The organism is Colwellia sp. BRX8-4, assembly GCF_014077345.1.
GTDB lineage: Bacteria > Pseudomonadota > Gammaproteobacteria > Enterobacterales > Alteromonadaceae > Colwellia_A.
Window position 1 is genome coordinate 11,746 of record NZ_JACGVS010000004.1, and the last position, 19,048, is coordinate 30,793.

Annotated in this window: 12 protein-coding genes; 3 read left to right on the forward strand and 9 right to left on the reverse strand. The window is 38.2% G+C overall.

What is annotated here, in order from left to right; genetic code table 11:
* Positions 1 to 56 precede the first annotated feature (56 nt).
* The gene (locus tag H4J56_RS04865) at positions 57 to 3,044 is read left to right on the forward strand and encodes a TonB-dependent receptor (RefSeq protein WP_182242281.1); all 2,988 of its coding nucleotides are present in this window, start codon (positions 57 to 59) and stop codon (positions 3,042 to 3,044) included.
* Between the two features lie 191 nt (positions 3,045 to 3,235).
* On the opposite strand, the gene H4J56_RS04870 is transcribed toward H4J56_RS04865, so the two are convergent.
* Complete coding sequence (locus H4J56_RS04870) at positions 3,236 to 3,379, reverse strand: hypothetical protein (protein WP_182258953.1); 144 nt, start codon at positions 3,377 to 3,379, stop codon at positions 3,236 to 3,238.
* A gap of 368 nt (positions 3,380 to 3,747) precedes the next feature.
* On the opposite strand from H4J56_RS04870, the gene H4J56_RS04875 reads away from it, so the two are divergent.
* On the forward strand, positions 3,748 to 6,741 hold the full coding sequence (locus tag H4J56_RS04875) for a TonB-dependent receptor (RefSeq protein WP_182258954.1): 2,994 nt from the start codon (positions 3,748 to 3,750) through the stop codon (positions 6,739 to 6,741).
* Between the two features lie 505 nt (positions 6,742 to 7,246).
* Here the strand turns inward: H4J56_RS04875 and H4J56_RS04880 are convergent.
* The 8 genes from H4J56_RS04880 to H4J56_RS19885 form a co-directional block, all read right to left on the reverse strand.
* Positions 7,247 to 8,068 (reverse strand): DUF1338 domain-containing protein, encoded by an 822-nt coding sequence (locus tag H4J56_RS04880; RefSeq protein ID WP_182251415.1) that lies wholly within the window; start codon positions 8,066 to 8,068, stop codon positions 7,247 to 7,249.
* 204 nt (positions 8,069 to 8,272) lie between these two features.
* Positions 8,273 to 9,742 (reverse strand): succinylglutamate-semialdehyde dehydrogenase, encoded by a 1,470-nt coding sequence (gene astD, locus H4J56_RS04885; protein ID WP_182222451.1) that lies wholly within the window; start codon positions 9,740 to 9,742, stop codon positions 8,273 to 8,275.
* Positions 9,743 to 9,866: 124 nt separating this feature from the next.
* Positions 9,867 to 10,883: an arginine N-succinyltransferase gene (astA, locus tag H4J56_RS04890; protein ID WP_182213797.1), complete on the reverse strand. Its 1,017-nt coding sequence runs from the start codon at positions 10,881 to 10,883 to the stop codon at positions 9,867 to 9,869.
* A 105-nt stretch (positions 10,884 to 10,988) separates the two neighbouring features.
* Positions 10,989 to 12,203: an aspartate aminotransferase family protein gene (locus H4J56_RS04895; protein WP_070375700.1), complete on the reverse strand. Its 1,215-nt coding sequence runs from the start codon at positions 12,201 to 12,203 to the stop codon at positions 10,989 to 10,991.
* Positions 12,204 to 12,538: 335 nt separating this feature from the next.
* The gene (locus H4J56_RS04900) at positions 12,539 to 13,684 is read right to left on the reverse strand and encodes an HDOD domain-containing protein (RefSeq protein WP_182169190.1); all 1,146 of its coding nucleotides are present in this window, start codon (positions 13,682 to 13,684) and stop codon (positions 12,539 to 12,541) included.
* Positions 13,685 to 13,796: 112 nt separating this feature from the next.
* The gene (locus H4J56_RS04905) at positions 13,797 to 14,381 is read right to left on the reverse strand and encodes an aminodeoxychorismate/anthranilate synthase component II (RefSeq protein WP_182258955.1); all 585 of its coding nucleotides are present in this window, start codon (positions 14,379 to 14,381) and stop codon (positions 13,797 to 13,799) included.
* A gap of 195 nt (positions 14,382 to 14,576) precedes the next feature.
* The gene (locus H4J56_RS04910) at positions 14,577 to 15,812 is read right to left on the reverse strand and encodes an alginate export family protein (protein ID WP_182258956.1); all 1,236 of its coding nucleotides are present in this window, start codon (positions 15,810 to 15,812) and stop codon (positions 14,577 to 14,579) included.
* Positions 15,813 to 16,310: 498 nt separating this feature from the next.
* Positions 16,311 to 17,489: an MOSC N-terminal beta barrel domain-containing protein gene (locus H4J56_RS19885; protein ID WP_182242286.1), complete on the reverse strand. Its 1,179-nt coding sequence runs from the start codon at positions 17,487 to 17,489 to the stop codon at positions 16,311 to 16,313.
* A gap of 167 nt (positions 17,490 to 17,656) precedes the next feature.
* Here H4J56_RS19885 and mpl point away from each other — a divergent pair, with 167 nt between their 5' ends.
* The gene (gene mpl, locus H4J56_RS04920) at positions 17,657 to 19,048 is read left to right on the forward strand and encodes a UDP-N-acetylmuramate:L-alanyl-gamma-D-glutamyl-meso-diaminopimelate ligase (RefSeq protein WP_182230220.1); all 1,392 of its coding nucleotides are present in this window, start codon (positions 17,657 to 17,659) and stop codon (positions 19,046 to 19,048) included.

The window sequence follows — 19,048 nt, forward strand, 5'->3', positions numbered from 1 at the left end:
GTTAACCTCATGATTTTAAATAATTAAAATTATAAGTTCAGGGAGAAATACTAATAATGAAAAATTCTAATTTAAAGCGAAACTTTAAACGCTCAATTGCAGCTATCGCTGTAACGACTGTTCTAGGTATGAGTACAGCATTTGCAGATACCGGTGGTCTAAAATTCCAAGTAACTGATGCAGAAGGTAAACCTGTAGCGGGTGCCGTTGTAAATGTAAGCACTTCTGAAAGTTTAGTTAGCCGCAAAGGCGTAACTGATAAAAATGGTTACTTAAGATTATCAGGTTTAGACCCATCAACTAAATATGAAGTTGAAATAACAGGTAATGGTTTTGAACCTTTTTCACGTGATAAAGTGCGTGTAGTGTCAGGTAAAAGCTTTGATGTAAATTACATCTTATCTGGTATTGGGGATAATATCGAAGTGATTTCAGTGAGAGGCTCTGTTGCAACCATTGATACTAGCTCAACGACATCAGGTATTGATTTAACTTTAGAAATGCTTGAATCTTTGCCTACTGCGCGTAATTATCAAGCATACTTACAATTAGCACCAGGTACTAAACCTTCTACAGGTGGAAACCCTTCCTCTAAATCAGGTGTTAACTATAGTGATAGTGGTGGCAGTGTAGGGGTATCTACAGATAACGTTTATTATATTGATAATATTAATGTTACCGATAATAACACAGGTACATTTGGTGCAAACTTTAACTCCGAAATTATTCAAGAACAACAAATACTGACAGGTGGTATTCCTGCTGAGTTTGCCGGTGGTGCAGGTTTAGTCTCTCGCGTTATTACTAAGTCAGGTAGTAATGAATTTCATGGTTCTGTTAACTACTACCTGCAAAATGATGGCTTAGTTGCTGATAACAAAAATGAAGATGCAAATAGCTTTTCAACCTTTGATACGGCTTTTACGCTTGGTGGTCCAATCATCAAAGATGAATTATGGTTCTTTACTTCTTATCAAGTCAAAGACCTTGAAGAAGATGTTGCTGATCCAGAAACGGGTGCACTTCAACGCACGATTACTAATGAAGCTGATTTAGGTTTTGCTAAATTAACTTGGCAAGCAACTCAAAATGATCGTTTTGTTGTTTCGTACTTTAACGATCCAACAGAAATAAGTGGTTCAGCTGATGCGTCACTCTTTAATAATCGAGATAGAGCTCGAAAACAAGGTGGTGATAATCTGCATTTTGAATACTCTCATACATGGGATGATTTAATTGTTACTGCAGAATATGCTTCACATGAAGGAGAACTGTCTAGTTTAGCCGCAGACCAATCTTCAAGAAATGATGTGGCTTATTTAGGGGGTAACCCTACGGGTCGTGATCTTTCACTCGGTGGACTCGGTTCTGACTCTATTACCAGTCGTGATGGCACTGAAATGAAAATTACTGCCGAATATTATTTAGATACGAGTGATTTTGGCTCTCATGTTATTAAAACCGGTTACTCACAAACTAAAAGTACCTTTAAAACCAGCCTAGAATATACTGGTGACGGCGCACAATACACATCAATTCCAGGTCAAAATTCAGGTGCTACCTTTGGTAGCTATGTTAGCGATAGCTGGACAGGAACTACCGATATTTCTGATTCAGACAGTGACGTAGATGGCATTCTAGATGCGATGGTAGCAACTGATAGCGCATACTATTTAGGCCTGTTAGATTCAGATAATGATGGTGAAATTAGTCGTGCAGAATTAGATGAGATGACTTTTAATAGTACTACGGGTAATCCAAATGGTTTAAATAATGTTTATCGCATTAATATGACCCAAACAGCTCCGGTTGAAATGTCAATTGAAGGTCAAGTATTCTTTATTCAAGATGAATGGAGCAATGATGATGGTATTTCGGTGAATATTGGCATACGTTCGGAAAAATATGAGCATATTTCATCTGCAGGCGATACGATTCAAACGTTCGACTGGGAAATTGCTCCTCGCTTAAGTGCTGCATGGGACATTAATAATGATGGGGAAAGTAAAGTCTTTGCTTTTGTTGGTCGCTACTATGATCCGATTCGTACCGACATGACAAGTTTTGCGGGTAATCTGACGGGCCCTGTTCGTGAAGAGCAAGTTTTTGCTGGTGACCGCTGGCTAACATTCCGTACACGTGGTGGTCAAAAGGGTGGTCAAGATGCCTTTTTCGCTCCCAGTATTAAAACGCCCTACACGGACGAGTTATTAATTGGTTATACGCAAGCCTTATCTGACGATATGAGTATTGATCTTACTTACACTAAGCGTGTAACCAAAGATATCATGGAAGATTATGACCTAGGAACTTTCTCAGATCCAAATAATGAAGCATTAGTAAATTCACCCTTTTACTTACCTTATTCATACTTTGGATATTCAGAAGCTCCTGAATCAAACTTTGTTATCGGCACACTGTCTGGTGCAAAACGTGAATATCAAGGTCTTGAGGCAACTTTCCGTAAACGCCGTACAGACAATTGGTCAATGCTTGCGTCCTTTACTTATAACGATGCGCAAGGTAATTCAAACTCAGATGGCAACGCTGATTACCAAGGTGATGTATTAGAGTTAGATCCAGCCGCACCTAATATGTGGGGTGATCAACCGGGTAATATTAAATACTTAGCGAAACTGGCAGGTAGTTATTATTTTGACAATGGCATTGAAGTTGGTGCTGTTTACAACTGGAACTCGGGGACACTTTATAGTACTAACTACGCTCGCGGTAGTCGTCACTTCCCGTTACGTGAAGATAATGCTTATGATTTTGGCGGTATTTCTTCACGTTGGGTTCAAGATGGTGTGGTCGCAGCTAACACTAGTGCTTCCTATGGTACTTTAGATCTTCGTGTTAAATATGTTTATGATTTTGATGAATACAAAGCAGAATTTTTTGTAGATATGTTTAATGTCTTGGATGATCAAGCAGGTGTACGTGAACAAGATCTTAAAGCGGGTGACGGTATTTATGCCTTTGGTGAAGCTATTGAATGGGTTCAACCTAGAAGACTATACTTAGGTGCGCGTCTTTCTTTCTAATTAAATGATAACTTAATAAAAATGCCAGCATCTTGCTGGCATTTTTTTTATATATCTAGATACCTCAGTTATTAACTAGGTTTATTTCATGCGTTAACTGTCGTCGCGTAGAACCTTGGCTGCTTGCTCATCTAAACTGATCATTATTTTTCTACTCAACACTTTGCCTAAACATTAACGAAAATTACCCCTTAATCTTTTAACGGGTCATATAAATATGGGAATGAATCAAACATTGGCATTATTTCTGGGCGAGGTGAATCGTTATGTTTTTTAAATCGCTCAGCTACAGAGCTGCAGTTAAATTGAATTGTATTATATAAAGTAGAACTCATTGTTGCTCCCTCAAGTGATTTATAGCTTAATTTGATTACTGATATTTGGAATATTTCAATTAATACGGATATTTTGTATAAAATATTTTTACAAAAAAGTTACAAAAAGGCTTTTTTTTTGTTTATAGCGTCTATAAATCGATACATATTTGGATGTGGCTTGGTTAATAGGTTGATTATTTCATTGGTTAACAGTTGGTTAGGTACTAATAAAAAAGTTCAAAAACATTTTTGTAATAGGGGTTGTAATATTTCTATATTCAGGCAGAATTAATGGATATTGTTACCTAATGTAACAATTTGTTGAAATATTCAAAGAATTTAAAACAATAAATATTTAAACTATAAGTCCAGAGAGAAACACTAATATGAAAAATTCTATTTTAAAGCGTAGCTTTAAACAATCAATTACTGCTGTAGCAGTAGCGATGTCATTGAGTGCAGCAATGCCCGCAATGGCAAATAACACAACAGGTTATATTACTGGTAGTTCTATTAGCCAAAGTGGTCAAGTTCTTGGTTCAGTTACAATTAAAATTGTAAACAAAGAAACTGGTTTAACCCGCTCTGTTGTTTCTGATAGCGAAGGTTCTTTCCGCTTCCCGCTTCTTCCTCCTGGAATGTATGACATTACAGCAATGAAAGATGGCTTCCAAATCACAGCTCAAAAAGATGTTAAAGTTGGTATGGGCGGTAAAGTTAGCCTTAACATGACTCTAGCTGCTGATGATATTGAGCGTATTGAAGTTACTGGTTCAGCTATTGCTATGGTTGATATCACAAGTTCAAGCACAGGTATCGTTGTTGATACTTTAACTCTTGATAGAGTACCTGTTGCACGTGATTTCACTGGTGTTGCTTTATTAGCACCGGGTACAACTAAAGGTGATTCTGCTTTTGGTAACAACCCATCTATTGGTGGTGCATCTGTAGCTGAAAATGCTTACTACGTGAATGGTCTTAACATTACTAACTTCCGTACAGGTGTTGGTTCTAGTCAACCACCATTTGAAATGTATGATACATTTGAAGTTAAAACTGGTGGTTACTCGGCTGAATTTGGTCGTGCTACTGGTGGCGTAATTAACGCAAAAACTAAAAGTGGTTCAAACGAATTTAAATCTGGCGTAAATGTTTACTACGAACCAGATGCTTTAAGAGAAGATAAGCAATCACAAAAACGTGATGACGGTACTTTACGTATTGATAACACTGGCGATGAGAATGACTTCTACGAAGTTAACTTATGGGCAAGTGGCGCTATCATCGAAGATACTCTTTTCTATTACGCACTATACAGCCCGCGTAGCGATGAATTTGAATACAACGGTGGACAAGCTTCTACTCCAGAAGGTATTGCACAAAGCTTATACTCACAAAAAGATGATGATTCTTTCTGGGGTGCAAAAGTAGATTGGTATATTACTGAAAACAATATCCTTGAAATCTCAGCTTTCTCTGATCAAAGTACTACAACTACATTGAGAACTGATTATATTGGTTCTACTGGTGCTGAACCAAAAGAAAGTTTTGAGGACAATGGTGGTTTGAACTACACAGCTAAATTAACGTCTATTATTACTGACGATTTTTCAGTATCAGTTCAATACGGTATCAATGAAACAGACCGTACAGCTGGTAGTGTTTTAGATGCTAACCCAGCTATTTACCGTAACTTTACTAGAACAGGAGCGTTTGTTCCTGGTGGTAACTTTGCTAACTTTAGCATTGGTGAAGGTGATGATCAGCGTCAAGTTGTTCGTATCGATGCTGATTGGTACTTAGGTGATCATGAAATACGTTTTGGTGTTGATAAAGAATCACTAACGGCAAACCAACAAACAATTAACTCTGGTGGCGCTTACTACTTATACGTAATCGGTGAAGATGATACTACGATTGATTATGTGCGTCACCGTACATACAGCAGCGGTGGTTCTTTTGAATCAGAAAACTTTGCATACTACATTCAAGATCAATGGCAAGCTACAGACGATCTAGTTATTAATGCTGGTATTCGTAACGATTCATTTGAAAACAAGAATGGTATTGGTGAATCTTTCATTAAACTTGAAAACCAATGGGCATTACGTTTAGGCGCAGTATACGATGTTATGGGCGATGGCGAGTCTAAAATATGGGCAAGCTACGGTCGTTACTATCTTCCAATCGCTGCTAACACTAACATTCGTTTAGCCGGTGCTGAAACTTATACTCAAGATTACTACAACTACGACGGTATGAGCAGCGACGGGTTAGAAGTTCCTAATCTAACTGGTGGTACTTACGATGGTCGTCCTAGAGATGTATTCTCAAACGGTGATGTTCCAGAAGCAGGCGCAATCGTTGATTCAAGCATCGACCCTATGTATTCAGATGAATTCATTGCCGGTTACCAGTTCCAGTTAAATGACGAATGGAGCATGGCAGTTCAAGGTACTTACCGTGAGCTAGCAACAACTATTGAAGATGTTGCAATCGATTATGGTTTTAATGAATATGTTAATCGTGAATTCGGTTCAGCTTGTACTGAATGTACAGGTTTCCATTATTATGTACTAACTAATCCTGGTACAGATATCACTGTAACTACTGACCCTGATGATAATCAAGTAGATGCAAATGGTGATTACTTCAATGGTCCTTTAGCTAATCAAGAATACACTATTCCTGCATCTGACTTAAACTACCCTGAAGCTATCCGTAAATATGCTGCTGTTGACGTAACTGTTAACAAAGAGTGGGATGGCAAATGGATGTTAACTGGTACTTACACTTGGTCTCATAGCTGGGGTAACAACGAAGGTTTAGTTCGTTCAGACAACGGTCAAGATGACGCTGGTTTAACAACTAACTTTGACCAACCTGGTTTATTAGATGGTGGTGATGGTAACTTACCAAATGACCGTCGTCATTCAGTTAAAGTATTTGGTTCTTACCAAGTTACTGATGACTTGAATATTGGTGCAAACTTCTCATGGCAAGCAGGTAAGCCAAGAAGTGCATTTGGTATTCACCCAACTGATATATTTGCTCAGGCATATGGTTCAGAGTCTTTCTACAAAGGCGGTCAATTAGCTAAACGTGGTTCAGAAGGTACAACAGATTCTCTTTGGAACCTTGATTTAACGGCTAGTTACGACATTGAATTTGAAGACTTTGACTTAAATCTTCGTGCAGATGTTTTCAACGTATTTAACAATGATACAGCATCTGAATTCGACGAGATTTATGATGATGAATCTAGAACTGATTTTAATGAAGACGGTTCAGGTAACTACTTTGTTAGCCCAACTTACGGCTTAGCACAGAACTGGCAGACTCCACGTTATGTTCGTTTAAGCGCTTCAATCCGCTTCTAAAAATTGTTTAAATAATAATTTAGTTGTTAAAAAACCCGCTACTTAGCGGGTTTTTTTATGGTTAATATTTAACAAGCGATATTTATTGTTCACTGAACTTTAACGTTTGCTGTATTTATATAAGGGTAAATGCCATACATTAAGAATTAGAGGGCGTTAAATGAAACGCTTATCTATAAATAGCTGTGTATGCATAGTAAGGGTTGATCCCTTTCAGTCATCAGCGATGCTTTAAATACTGGTCACATGAAAGACTAATTATAATATCGGAAAAGGATAAGTTCTTATTCGAACAAAAGGCTCCGAAATAAGTACCCAAATAGAAAGACTGAACATCAACAAAAGGTTTTTGTTATTTCTAATCGACAATGCAACTAATATCAGTGGAATGAAAGAGGGGGGAACTATGCGATGCAAAGTAATATCAATGTTGTAAAAGTTTAGCGAACAGAGCTTTATTTCTGCTCGCTATAATCTAGCCCATTGATGGGGTGTCGAACAACAATTATGCTGCTACGTTGGTACTTTCAAATATCTTATCTGCAGAAGCCGCAACAAAACCAGCATATAGCTCGCCAGTATCTAATGGGTATCGCTTAGCAAATTCATAAAAACAGCTAGGGATTTCTGCTTCTCCATCTGAGAATTTAACAATAGCTTTATCTGCCATGGTTGACGATTGTTCAAGTTTAACGATTGAGTCGCCTTTGATTTCACCGCCGGTAGTGTTTAATAAAAACCCACCTGCTTTAACGGCGCTATTTACCTCTTCAATAGTCGAAAAGTTATCTAGGTGATTGATACTGACAGTAAAGTGGTTTGCACGGTAACCCCAAGCAGCCACCCAAGCGGCATATTCACTTTCTGCCAACAAGGTTTGGTACTCTGCTTTACTTACTTGCCAATGCGTACCTGAATACAAGAAACTACTCTGTGCAACCTTCTCATCGTCTATAGCACTAACCATTTTTTCGATAATGTTTTGAACATTAACTGAGAATTCTTTGACGCGTAATTCACTGATAAAAACTTTTGGCAAGCTCGCATCACTGTGTTCAAAATGTTTTGCATTAAGTTTTTTGCTTGAAAAGTCATATTCACCAGAATATTTATAACCTAGCGCTATTAAGATCGCGGCTAATTTATCTAAATTTACCTTCGCACTATCAAAGGTTCGATAAGCAACATGATCGTTGATTAAATCGCCTCCTGAGCTGAGTAAATGATGAATTTTATCGGCAGAAGGCGTAACTTCAATATAGTTTTGCCAAATGTTAGTAAACAAGTCAGTAACTTGCTGGTGTTGAATTGAATTAATATTTGTCATGTAAATATCCGTAGTAGGAGTAGGTAAAATTAGTGGCTAATGAATAGTTAAAGAGAGGCGTTCATTTTAAAAGGATTTATGAGAATGCGTGTCACTGCTAACTATTCAGGCTGAATGGCTAGATTTGATCTATATTCTTAAAAAAGCTGGGACGAAGCCCAGCTTTGATTATTAACTTATTAGCGTACATTACTGTAAGTGTGCCTAAATACTCAAGCCTGGGCTTAATGTTGCTGGTAATGACACTTTAGGTGCTTCAACAGAGGCTACTGGGTAAGCACAGTAATCAGCTGCATAGAATGCACTTGCTCTATGGTTACCACTTGCGCCAATACCACCAAATGGAGCCGCACTACTTGCGCCTGTAATTGGTTTATTCCAATTAACAATACCTGCACGTATTCTACGGAAGAAGTGGTTGTATAAATCTTCGCTGTCACTTAATAGGCCAGCAGACAAACCAAATGAAGTGTTGTTTGCTTCATTGATCGCCGCGTCGAAATCTGTGTAACGGTATACTTTTAATAATGGACCAAAATGCTCATCATCAGGCATAGCTTTAATCGATGTTACATCAACAATACCCGGAGAAATAAAACCAGTACCTGCTTCTAAATGCTTCATTTCAACTAATGATTGTGCACCTAAATCTAGTAACTGTTGCTGTGCAGCAACAAGACTTAACGCTGCTTTTTCAGAAATCATTGAACCGATAAAAGGTTGTTCTTCATCGTCAAAATAACCTATTTTAATCGCTTTTGTCGCTTCAATAAGCTTAGCGATAATAGCATCACCTTGTTCGCCTGCTTCAATAAATAAGCGTCTTGAACAGGTACAACGCTGTCCTGTAGTAACAAAGGCTGATTGAATAATATCATGCACTACCGCTTTAACATCGCTAATATCTTTAACGATTAGTGGGTTATTTCCACCCATTTCTAAAGCTAAAATCTTACCCGGTTGGCCGCCAAATTGTTCATGTAATAAATGGCCAGTATTTGAACTACCGGTAAAAAACAAACCATCGATTTGTGGATGTGAAGCAAGCGCTTTGCCTGTTTCAACTTCACCTTGTACGAGATTTATGACACCGTTTGGTAAACCCGCCTGTAACCAAAGTTTTAAGGTTTCTTCAGCAACTTTTGGTGTTAATTCACTTGGTTTAAATACAACTGTGTTACCCGCTATTAATGCAGGAACAATATGTCCGTTAGGTAAATGACCAGGGAAGTTGTAAGGACCGAAAATGGCAACAACACCATGAGGCTTATGACGTATCATTGCTTTTGCGCCAGGCATTGGGTTTTCAACAGTACCCGTTCGCTCATTGTTTGCTTTGACAGAAATCGCTATTTTACCCATCATGGCGCCAACTTCTGTACGGGTTTCCCAAAGAGGCTTACCTGTTTCTTCTGCAATGGTTATTGCCAGATTTTCTTTGTTCTCGCCAAGAAGCACAGCAAATTTTTCAGCAATAGCAATACGTGCTTCAAGGCTCATGTCTGCCCATGACTCAAACGCAGCTCTCGCACTTTTTACCGCAATATCAACTTGTTCTTTAGAAGCAGACTTTCCCTGCCAAATAACTGTGTTTCTTGCTGGGTTTAACGAGCTAACATCGTGACCTAAACCTGCTTGCCACTGACCATTAATTAATTGTATTGCTTTTGACATTTTTCTGTCCTTATACTTTACGACGTTACCAGGTGACATAAAAACCCACCTAATGAACTAATTATTATTTCACTGCGCGCTGCTCAGTGAAATAAAATGATTGCTTAGAGAATCAAGGTTTACTTTAATTGCGAACTAAGCGTACAAAATCACCTTCATTTACATGCAGTGCTTTAGCGATATCGTCTGACATCAACACCTGTTCAGCAGTTGCTCTTAGCGATACCTTTGCTTGAACAGCTCTAAAACCTGCAACTTTCGTGTTACAAATAATAAAATTAGCTTTATCATCTGTCTCACCAATAATGACTTGATACTTGCCACTATTTCGAATTGTTTTTACTTTGGCTGTTTGTGCTTCAACCGTGGGGCCACCATCAAAGATGTCAACGTATCCTCGGCGGGCAAAACCTTCGGCTTCTAATAATCGCAAGGCAGGTAATGTCTTAGGATGAACTTCGTTAATCACTTTTTGTGCATCTTTGCTTAATAAACTGACATAGATAGGATGCTTTGGCATTAACTCAGCGATAAAGACTTTTTTACCAATACCGGTTAAGTAATCGGCTGTTGGAAAGTCCATCGAAAAGAAATGCTCTTCTAACCAATTCCAAAAAGGAGATCGTCCTTCTTCATCAGATATACCACGCATCTCAGCGATAACTGTGTCTGCAAAGCGCTCGTGATGTTCAGCCATAAACAAAAAGCGACAACGAGACAGAAAACGGCCATTTTTATTTTTTCGGTGACTCTCACCCAAAAACAAAGTACAAATTTCAGATGCACCCGTGTAGTCATTACACAGTGACAATGTTTCTACGGTATTATAAATGCCTAACTCACGAGAATTATGGACGACTTTACCTAAATGATAATGGTAAAAAGCATCTTCTAAACCTACAGCGGCTTCAATACCACTTGTACCAACAACCTGACCCGTGTCAGTATCTTCCATTACAAACAGATAACCTTCGCTAGACGGGTGCGACACATCTTTATCGAAAGAATACTCAGAATGAGCGATACGTTGCTTTAATAAGCCTTCATTGACAGGTAGTGATGTAAAACCGTGTCCTGATTCTATCGCAATACGATGTAAAGAGTCATAATCGCTCGCTTGAATAGGGCGTATAATAATCATAGAAAGATCTCATTTTTTACAAAGAAAAATGAAATTGCAGTCATTTTAGAAAAATAACTACAATTTCAACGGTGTAATTGTTTTATTAACGTAATTTAACAATGACTATTTTGCTAGTTTAGCAACAGCTTTTTCAAAACGCGCTAAGCCTTCATCGATATCAGCATCTGGAATAACTAATGAAGGAGCAAAACGAATAATGTTTGCGCCAGCAACTAAGGTCATAACACCTTCTTCTAAAGCAGCGTTTAAAAAGTCTTTTGCTTTGCCATGATACTGCTCGGTTAGTACCGCACCAATTAACAAGCCTTTACCACGAATTTCTTTAAATACTTTATGCTTAGCATTAATTGCGTTTAAACCTGCAACGTAGCGTTTTGCTTTTTCTTTTACACCATTTAAAATTTCTGGCGTATTAACCGTATCAAATGCGGCTTCAGCTACAGCACAGGCTAATGGGTTACCACCATAAGTACTACCGTGAGTACCTATTTTAAGGTGTTTAGCAAGTTCGGTTGTTGTTATCATCGCGCCGATTGGAAAACCACCACCTAATGCTTTTGCGGTTGTTAAAATATCAGGTACAACATTTAGACCCATATAAGCATATAAGTCGCCAGTACGGCCAACACCTGTCTGTACTTCATCAAAGATTAGTAAAGCGTTATGTTGATCACAAAGTTCACGCACACCTTCAATGAACTCTTGTGTAGGAGAAACTAAACCGCCTTCACCTTGTAATGGTTCAATCATTATGGCACAAGTTTTATCAGACATAATTGCTTTTAGTGCTTCTAGGTCGTTGTAGTCAACGTGATCTATATCACCAGGCTTAGGGCCAAAACCATCTGAATAAGCTTTTTGTCCACCAACAGTAACGGTAAAGAAAGTACGGCCGTGAAAACCTTGATTAAATGCAATAATTTGTGTTTTGCCTGCGCCATGAACATCAAGTGCCCAGCGACGAGCTAATTTAAGGGCTGCTTCATTTGCTTCAGCGCCCGAGTTGGCAAAGTAAACTTTATCTGCAAAAGTATGATCAACCATTTTTTTAGCTAAACGTAAAGCGGGTTCATTCGTCATTACGTTAGATAAGTGCCAAATTTTATCAGCTTGGTCTTTTAATGCGCCAACCAATGCTGGGTGACAATGGCCTAAACAGTTAACCGCAATACCGCCAGCAAAATCAATAAATTCACGGTCTTGTTGATCCCAAACACGAGAGCCTTTACCACGTACAGGGATTACCGTTGACGGCGCATAGTTAGGTACCATTACGTCATCAAATAATTTACGGTCTACAGGAAAATGGTTAGTCATTGTTCACACCTCAAGTTATTAAACACTGCTGTGCAGTGTATCTTGGCATTACCGCAAAATAGCTCAGCAGGTAAAAACCTTATATTAGTTTATTTTTCAGCAGACATAAAAATGATGAAGCTAAAAATTAGGCGCTAAGTATGACAGAGAAAACAAGTACTGTCTTGCTCAAAATGACTGCAGACCTTATAAAACAAAGGCTTGCCATGTTTTATTCAGTATAGATGCATAACTATATAAAGAGAGTTTTATAGGCTTACTAACGGAATTGCTCGTGAGGTAACGAACTCAGTGCGTTATTAACAATAGGTAAACTTTTCATAATTAATCAAAAATTATTTAAAATTTAATTTTATGTGATCAATGTCGCTTTTCTTTAATAAATTGATTTCTTGTGGCGTGATTCGTACTGTTGTTAACAGTAACTTAGCTTCATCATTACTGATTAAATCATCTTTAGCTAAGCTTCTAAAAGCAACATACGCTTTTGCTTTGGTGACTATTTGCGCTAGTGGGCACATTTTTTCTAATGTTTCTGTGTAGGCAAGATCAAATATAGCTTCGGTAATTTGCAAGCGGTCTAGACGCATCAACTCCACTAAATCTGCTGATATCTTGCTACTGCGTGTTATTAGCTGTTCGATTAATAAGTCTGGTGAAGCGTCAAAGGCAACTAATGTATCATGAAGTTTTTTATCTTTATTCTCGTAAGCAGCTTTTAATTCTGCGGTATGTAACTCACTGTAAGTGGTTAAAAAGCAGCGAGAAACCGCGATTAGTCCTAGGTGACTAAACATGCCAGCAGCAAAAGCCGAAAATTCATCCATACCTGCTTTTTTAGCCAATACGGAGGAAGACATGGCAACAGCCAAACTGTCATTCCAAAGTTTTCTTTTCATTAACGTGTAAGGAGCCGTGCTATTAGGTAACCAATGTTTGAGCATAAAGGTTGGCATGACTAACTTTAAATTGTCTAAGCCGATATAACTTAATGCTAAACTTGCGTCAGTAACTTGGACATCGGCCCGTTTACGATACTGTGGTTTATTGACCAGATTAATTAGCTCATTTGCTAACCAAGGTAATGATTTAGCTAAAGGAATAATACGATTAATCGAAGCGGCGCGCACTGACAGTATTTCCATAATACTGGGAATGGCATCTTCAATTTTTAATATTTTGTTGTAGAGGTTTTCTTTGTTATCAAATTTTTTGTTCACTTCAGTGGTCACATGGGTAAAAAATTTAGCCATGACTTGCTCAGTAAAGAAACTTTCTCCGTGGGCCTGAATGATTTTATTTTTATTTGCTTCTTCTTCAACCGCAAGTAATTCTCTGCGGCGATTAGCTTGTTCGCTGTTTTGATGGACAGCAACAGACACTTTTCCACTTTGCTTTTCAGCAAAGCCTTTACTGATCATTAAGCTCATCGCTCTTTTATATATTGGGGCGACTAGGTCGTTGTTTTCAAATATCTGCATGAGCTAATAGGGTGTTTTCCAATAAAGTTGAACTTGAATAGTCTTTATCGGCGACATACACAAAAGTATGAATGATGACAAATGAGAGTGATCGCCTGACGCTAATTTTTTTTTATTTGCAGTGAGTAATAAAGTTCTTCAGTAACATCATACCTTGTTCCGTTAAAATCGATTCAGGATGAAATTGTACACCTATAATAGGCAATGTTTTATGGGCTAAGGCCATAATTTCATTGTTTTTACCCTGTTCATCTTTGCTCCAAGCCGTTACTTCAAGGCAATCAGGCAAAGTGTCTTTATTAACAATTAATGAATGATAGCGGGTCACAGTTAAAGGGTTATTTAATTGATGGAATAAGCCACTTTCGTTATGTTTTATTCTACTTGTTTTCCCATGCATCACGACAAGTGCTTTTTCAATACTTGCACCAAAGTGTTGTGCAATGCACTGATGACCTAAACAAACACCTAAAATTGGCACTTTACCGGCAAAGTGTTTAACTATCTCTAATGATAATCCCGCTTCATTTGGAGAACATGGACCTGGAGAAATAACAATATACTGGGGTGATAGTACCCTAATTTCAGCTAAAGTTATTCGGTCATTTCGTGCAACGACGACCTCTTGCCCTAATGCTTGGAAGTAATGTACTAAATTAAAAGTAAAAGAGTCGTAATTGTCGAGCATTAATAACAAAATAGTCCCTTGGGTAGGAAGATAATAAACGCGGCTATTCTAATCGCTCATCATTGACAATTCATTATATATTTCTACTTTGCTGCTTTGCTGTTGTTTTTGTTGGTTTTTTAATAACATAACAGACACCCCACATAAAAAAGGCTGATACTTACGTAACAGCCTTTAATTAAGATGATGTTCAAGCGTAAGTTTCTAGAACTTAGTTGCAACTTGTATCCATAGTTTGCTGGTATCCGTACTCAATTCATCAGCACTGTAACGGGCAAATTTTACCAGTAAGTCGTAATCCTTTTTAAAGGTATAGGCGGCGACAAGATCTAATTCTGTACCATAGTCTATATTGCCTTCATTTGCCGCTAGGTCATGGAATGTTGCCGCTAACTTAACTCCAGCCAATTTTGTTTTAACGGTAATGTATGTATCTTCAACACCATTTGGCATGCCAGTACTGCTACCCGTATTTAAGAATTTATCTGAAAAACCTTGGAATTTATGTAAGGTCGCAAAAGGTGTACTAAATGCTGCTTTAGCGTTATCACTGCCTAAAACCTCAATGCCTGCTAATAACGTAACTTGACCTAAGTCAGTGGCTATCTCAGCATTGTAGTAGTTAGCATCGTAATTTACGGGGTTATCACCGGCGTCGCTTTGCATTGCTGCACTTAAGTTAACGCTTACCGCGCCAAATTTACCATTGTAAAGAGCGCCGAAGGTGCTTGAAGACATTGCATGTGCTCTATCAAAGTCTAATACATAGGCAAATGCTGATATTTTGTGTTCGGTATTAATTTTGTAGGCAGCATTCGCAAAATGAAAAGCACCTGAAAGATCGTCACCTTTTTTGTCATCGCCAAAAATGCGGTTTGCGTTATAGATGTAGCTGTAATCGAGGGAAAGTGCAGCGCTTGCGGTATATTCAATACGGTAACCGTCATAGGTTTGTTCATTTTGACGCCAGCCAACACCACCAATAAAACGCTGATTATTATGTAAAATACGTTGGCGACCTGCTGTTAATTTAACTTTTTCGCTATTGTATTGTAAAAAAGCCTGGTTAACGTCGGTTATTTCAGGGTCAGCAACGACAGCATCACTGCCAGAGTAATCAAAGGTTAAGTCATTATAATCATCAACAATGGCGGTTACATTATCAACCTCAAGGCCTAACGACCATTTTTTATAATTGCCTGTTTGTAGGGTTAGACGAGACTTTATTGTTAACGCTGTTGCATCTTTATCTGTGGTGCCATTTGCACCGTCTTCATCGACACCTTCATAGCGGGCGCGTAAGCTCACATTTACTTTACTGTCTGTTAGTGCTTTTTTAATACCTGAATTGAATGCCGCATCGTCTGCCATAGCAAAAGGCGCAGAAATAATAGAACCGGTAATTAAAGCCAGTGATAATTTTGTTTTCGTAAATTTCATCGTGTATATCCTATCTATTTTATGTATGTATCTTTTGGCTCGACACACGTTATTGCGACCAAACAAGGAGGTCACACACAGTGGCGTTATTTAATATGGTTTAATGTTTATTTCTTGAGAACTAATTAATGGGCTGATTTTGTCACTTTGCTAAAATGCAAAGTTTGATTTAAATCAAGTTGTGATTTTGTCTAATGATGCAGCTGTTTTATTGTTGATTTACATCAAACATTAGCTTGATACTGTTAGAGCGGATTAAAAGTAGAATGATAAAATGCTAAATACATAGCAGATAAAATATAGTAAAGAGGATTGAATTATCTCAGCGCTAAAGTAAAGCATATCTGCTTATCAACGCTTTTTCATACAAGGTGGGTTATAAAAAAATGGATAGTCGTTAAAAAGAGAACGGTATCAATTGCCGTTCACTTTAGTCACGTTACGATATATGTATCAAAGGTTTATCGGGAATTATTTTTCAATAAAAGCGGTTGCTTATTATCTTTTTGCTAACACTAAGTCTGATTGTGGCACTGAGCTACAAGCTAAAACAAAGCCTTGTTCTTTCTCATCGTCACTTAAACCGTCGTTAGCTAATTGTTTAACATCACCATCGATCAGTTTTATTTTACAACGACCACACATGCCACCACGACATGAATAGGGGAGTAGCATTCCTGCTGATTCACCTTGTTCTAAAATAGAGTCTTTTGTGTTGCCAATAACGTTTTTGTTCCATGACTCAAAGTTTAAATTAACTTTTCCTTTACGCATTTTTTTTGGCTCCTTGTTAACACTGGCTTGTGCAGTCGTTTTTTTGTTAGCTGTTTTTGTTGTTGGTTTGGCAATAAATATAGGTGGATTTTGCTTCTTTAAAATAACAATTTCATCACCTTGCTGAATACTTCCTTGATTAAGCGCAATTAAATTTTGCCCAAACATCACATCTCCACTGGCCACTTGTCGGTAGTTTATTAAGGTTGTTAGCGGTTCTTGCTGTGGATGATTTTCGGCATTGTTAGGGTTCACTGTAGTGAAAATACAACGTGAACAAGGCTTAGTTACTTCAAATTCAACCTCGCCAATACGAATATGCTGCCAAGTGTCTTCGGCGTAGGCATCGCAGAGGTTAGCCACAATATTAGGTCTGAATTGTTTCATGGTAATCGCAGGGATTGATTGTTGAGTTAGCCGGTTATTTAAATCATCGAGTGAGGCTTGAGAGGTAAGCAATAGTGGATAACCGTCAGCAAAGGCAATTTTTTTATGACTTTTGCTAACTAAACGCTGTGATTTTTTACCAAAATAAAGAAGCTGGCAAGGTTTTTTTAGGAATTGGCTGAACCATAAATCAAAATTTTCATGGCCATACTGTGCTTGTATTTCATCTTGCCATACCGTTACTTTTTTATAAATGGGTGACAATTCTTGATAAAGTAGATGCAGCGCTGGCATATCTGGAGCGGTTAATATTAAGCCCTGTGCAGATAAATTAACCTTAATAAGGCAAAGTGTTGGTTCAGTGCGGGCGGTTATAAATTGGCCATTTTTATCTGTTATGACAAAACGGCGGTCAAGGCTCAAGCCCAAGTCATCAACCCAACTAGTCGATAATGAAATACCAGCAGCCGATTTAATCGGGTAAATATGAAGTGATTGTAGTGAAGGTGATCGCACGTCGCATCCTTTAATTTAGTATGGCTATGCATACTTACTAAATTAACAAGGCATTGCAATGCCTTTTTACTATCTTATCAGGTATATTATCAGAGATTATTTTGATCTTATTTTTATTACTGGTTACTACAGCATTGCCAAGGTAACCAAGCTTTAACGGACATAACATGCATATTCACATTTTAGGTATTTGCGGTACATTTATGGGCGGTATCGCCGCTATTGCAAAACAGCTGGGGCATCGTGTTTCAGGTTGCGATGCTAATGTTTATCCGCCAATGAGCACACAACTTGAACAATTAGGTATTGAGTTAAAACAAGGCTACTTAACAGAACATTTAAAAGATGAGCCTGATTTAGTGATTGTTGGCAACGCCATGTCACGCGGCAATGTTATGGTTGAATACGTACTCGATAGAAATATCGCCTACACGTCTGGCCCGCAGTGGTTATTAGATAATGTTTTAAAAGACCGTTGGGTCATCGCTATTTCGGGTACTCATGGCAAAACTACCACTAGCTCTATGGTTGCCTGGATCCTAGAGTATGCTCATATGAAACCGGGTTTCTTAATTGGTGGTGTACCACAAAATTTTGATTGTTCGGCACGTTTAGGTGACGCCCCCTTTTTTATCATTGAAGCCGATGAATACGATACCGCCTTTTTTGATAAGCGCTCTAAGTTTGTTCATTATCGTCCGCGCACCTTAGTGATTAATAACATGGAGTTTGATCACGCTGATATTTTTAATGACTTATCTGATATACAACGCCAATTTCATCATCTTATTCGTATGGTGCCAAGTAACGGCCTAGTGTTGTCACCCAAAAATGAATCAGCCATCACTGAAACTTTAGCGCAAGGTTGTTGGACACCCACCGAATTTAGTGTCGAGAATGAATTTAGTAAATCTGGCTGGTATGCAGAAAAGCTTACTGGCGATGGTAGTGAGTTTATTGTCTACTTTAAGGATGAAATACAAGGCACAGTAAAATGGAACTTAATTGGTGATTTTAATATCGATAACGGTTTAATGGCTATTGCCGCTGCTCGACATGCCGGCGTTCCTAGCCATGTTGCTATTGATGCACTGGCTGAGTTTATTAATACCAAAAGGCGTTTAGAGCTGCGCGGTGAAGTAGGGAAGGTACGTGTATTTGATGACTTTGCCCATCATCCTACCGCTATTGCTAAAACGTTAGCCGGTGTTCGAGCGAATGTAAGTGCTAACGGTGAAGGCGATCAATCATGTCGAGTAATCGCGGTATTAGAACCAAGATCAAACACCATGAAATCAGGTGTTCATAAAGACACCCTTCCAGCATCATTAGCGCAAGCAGACGTTGTCTATTTATTTCAAGACGAGCAAGTGCAATGGTCAGTAAATACACTGATTAAAGAATGCCGACAGCCGTGTTTTGTTGAGACAGATATCGATGTTTTAGTGAGTCATATCGTTAACAACTCACAAGCAGACGATACTATCGTTGTGATGAGTAATGGTGGATTTGGCAATATTCACCAAAAAATATTAGATCAATTAGCAAAGAAAGGATAG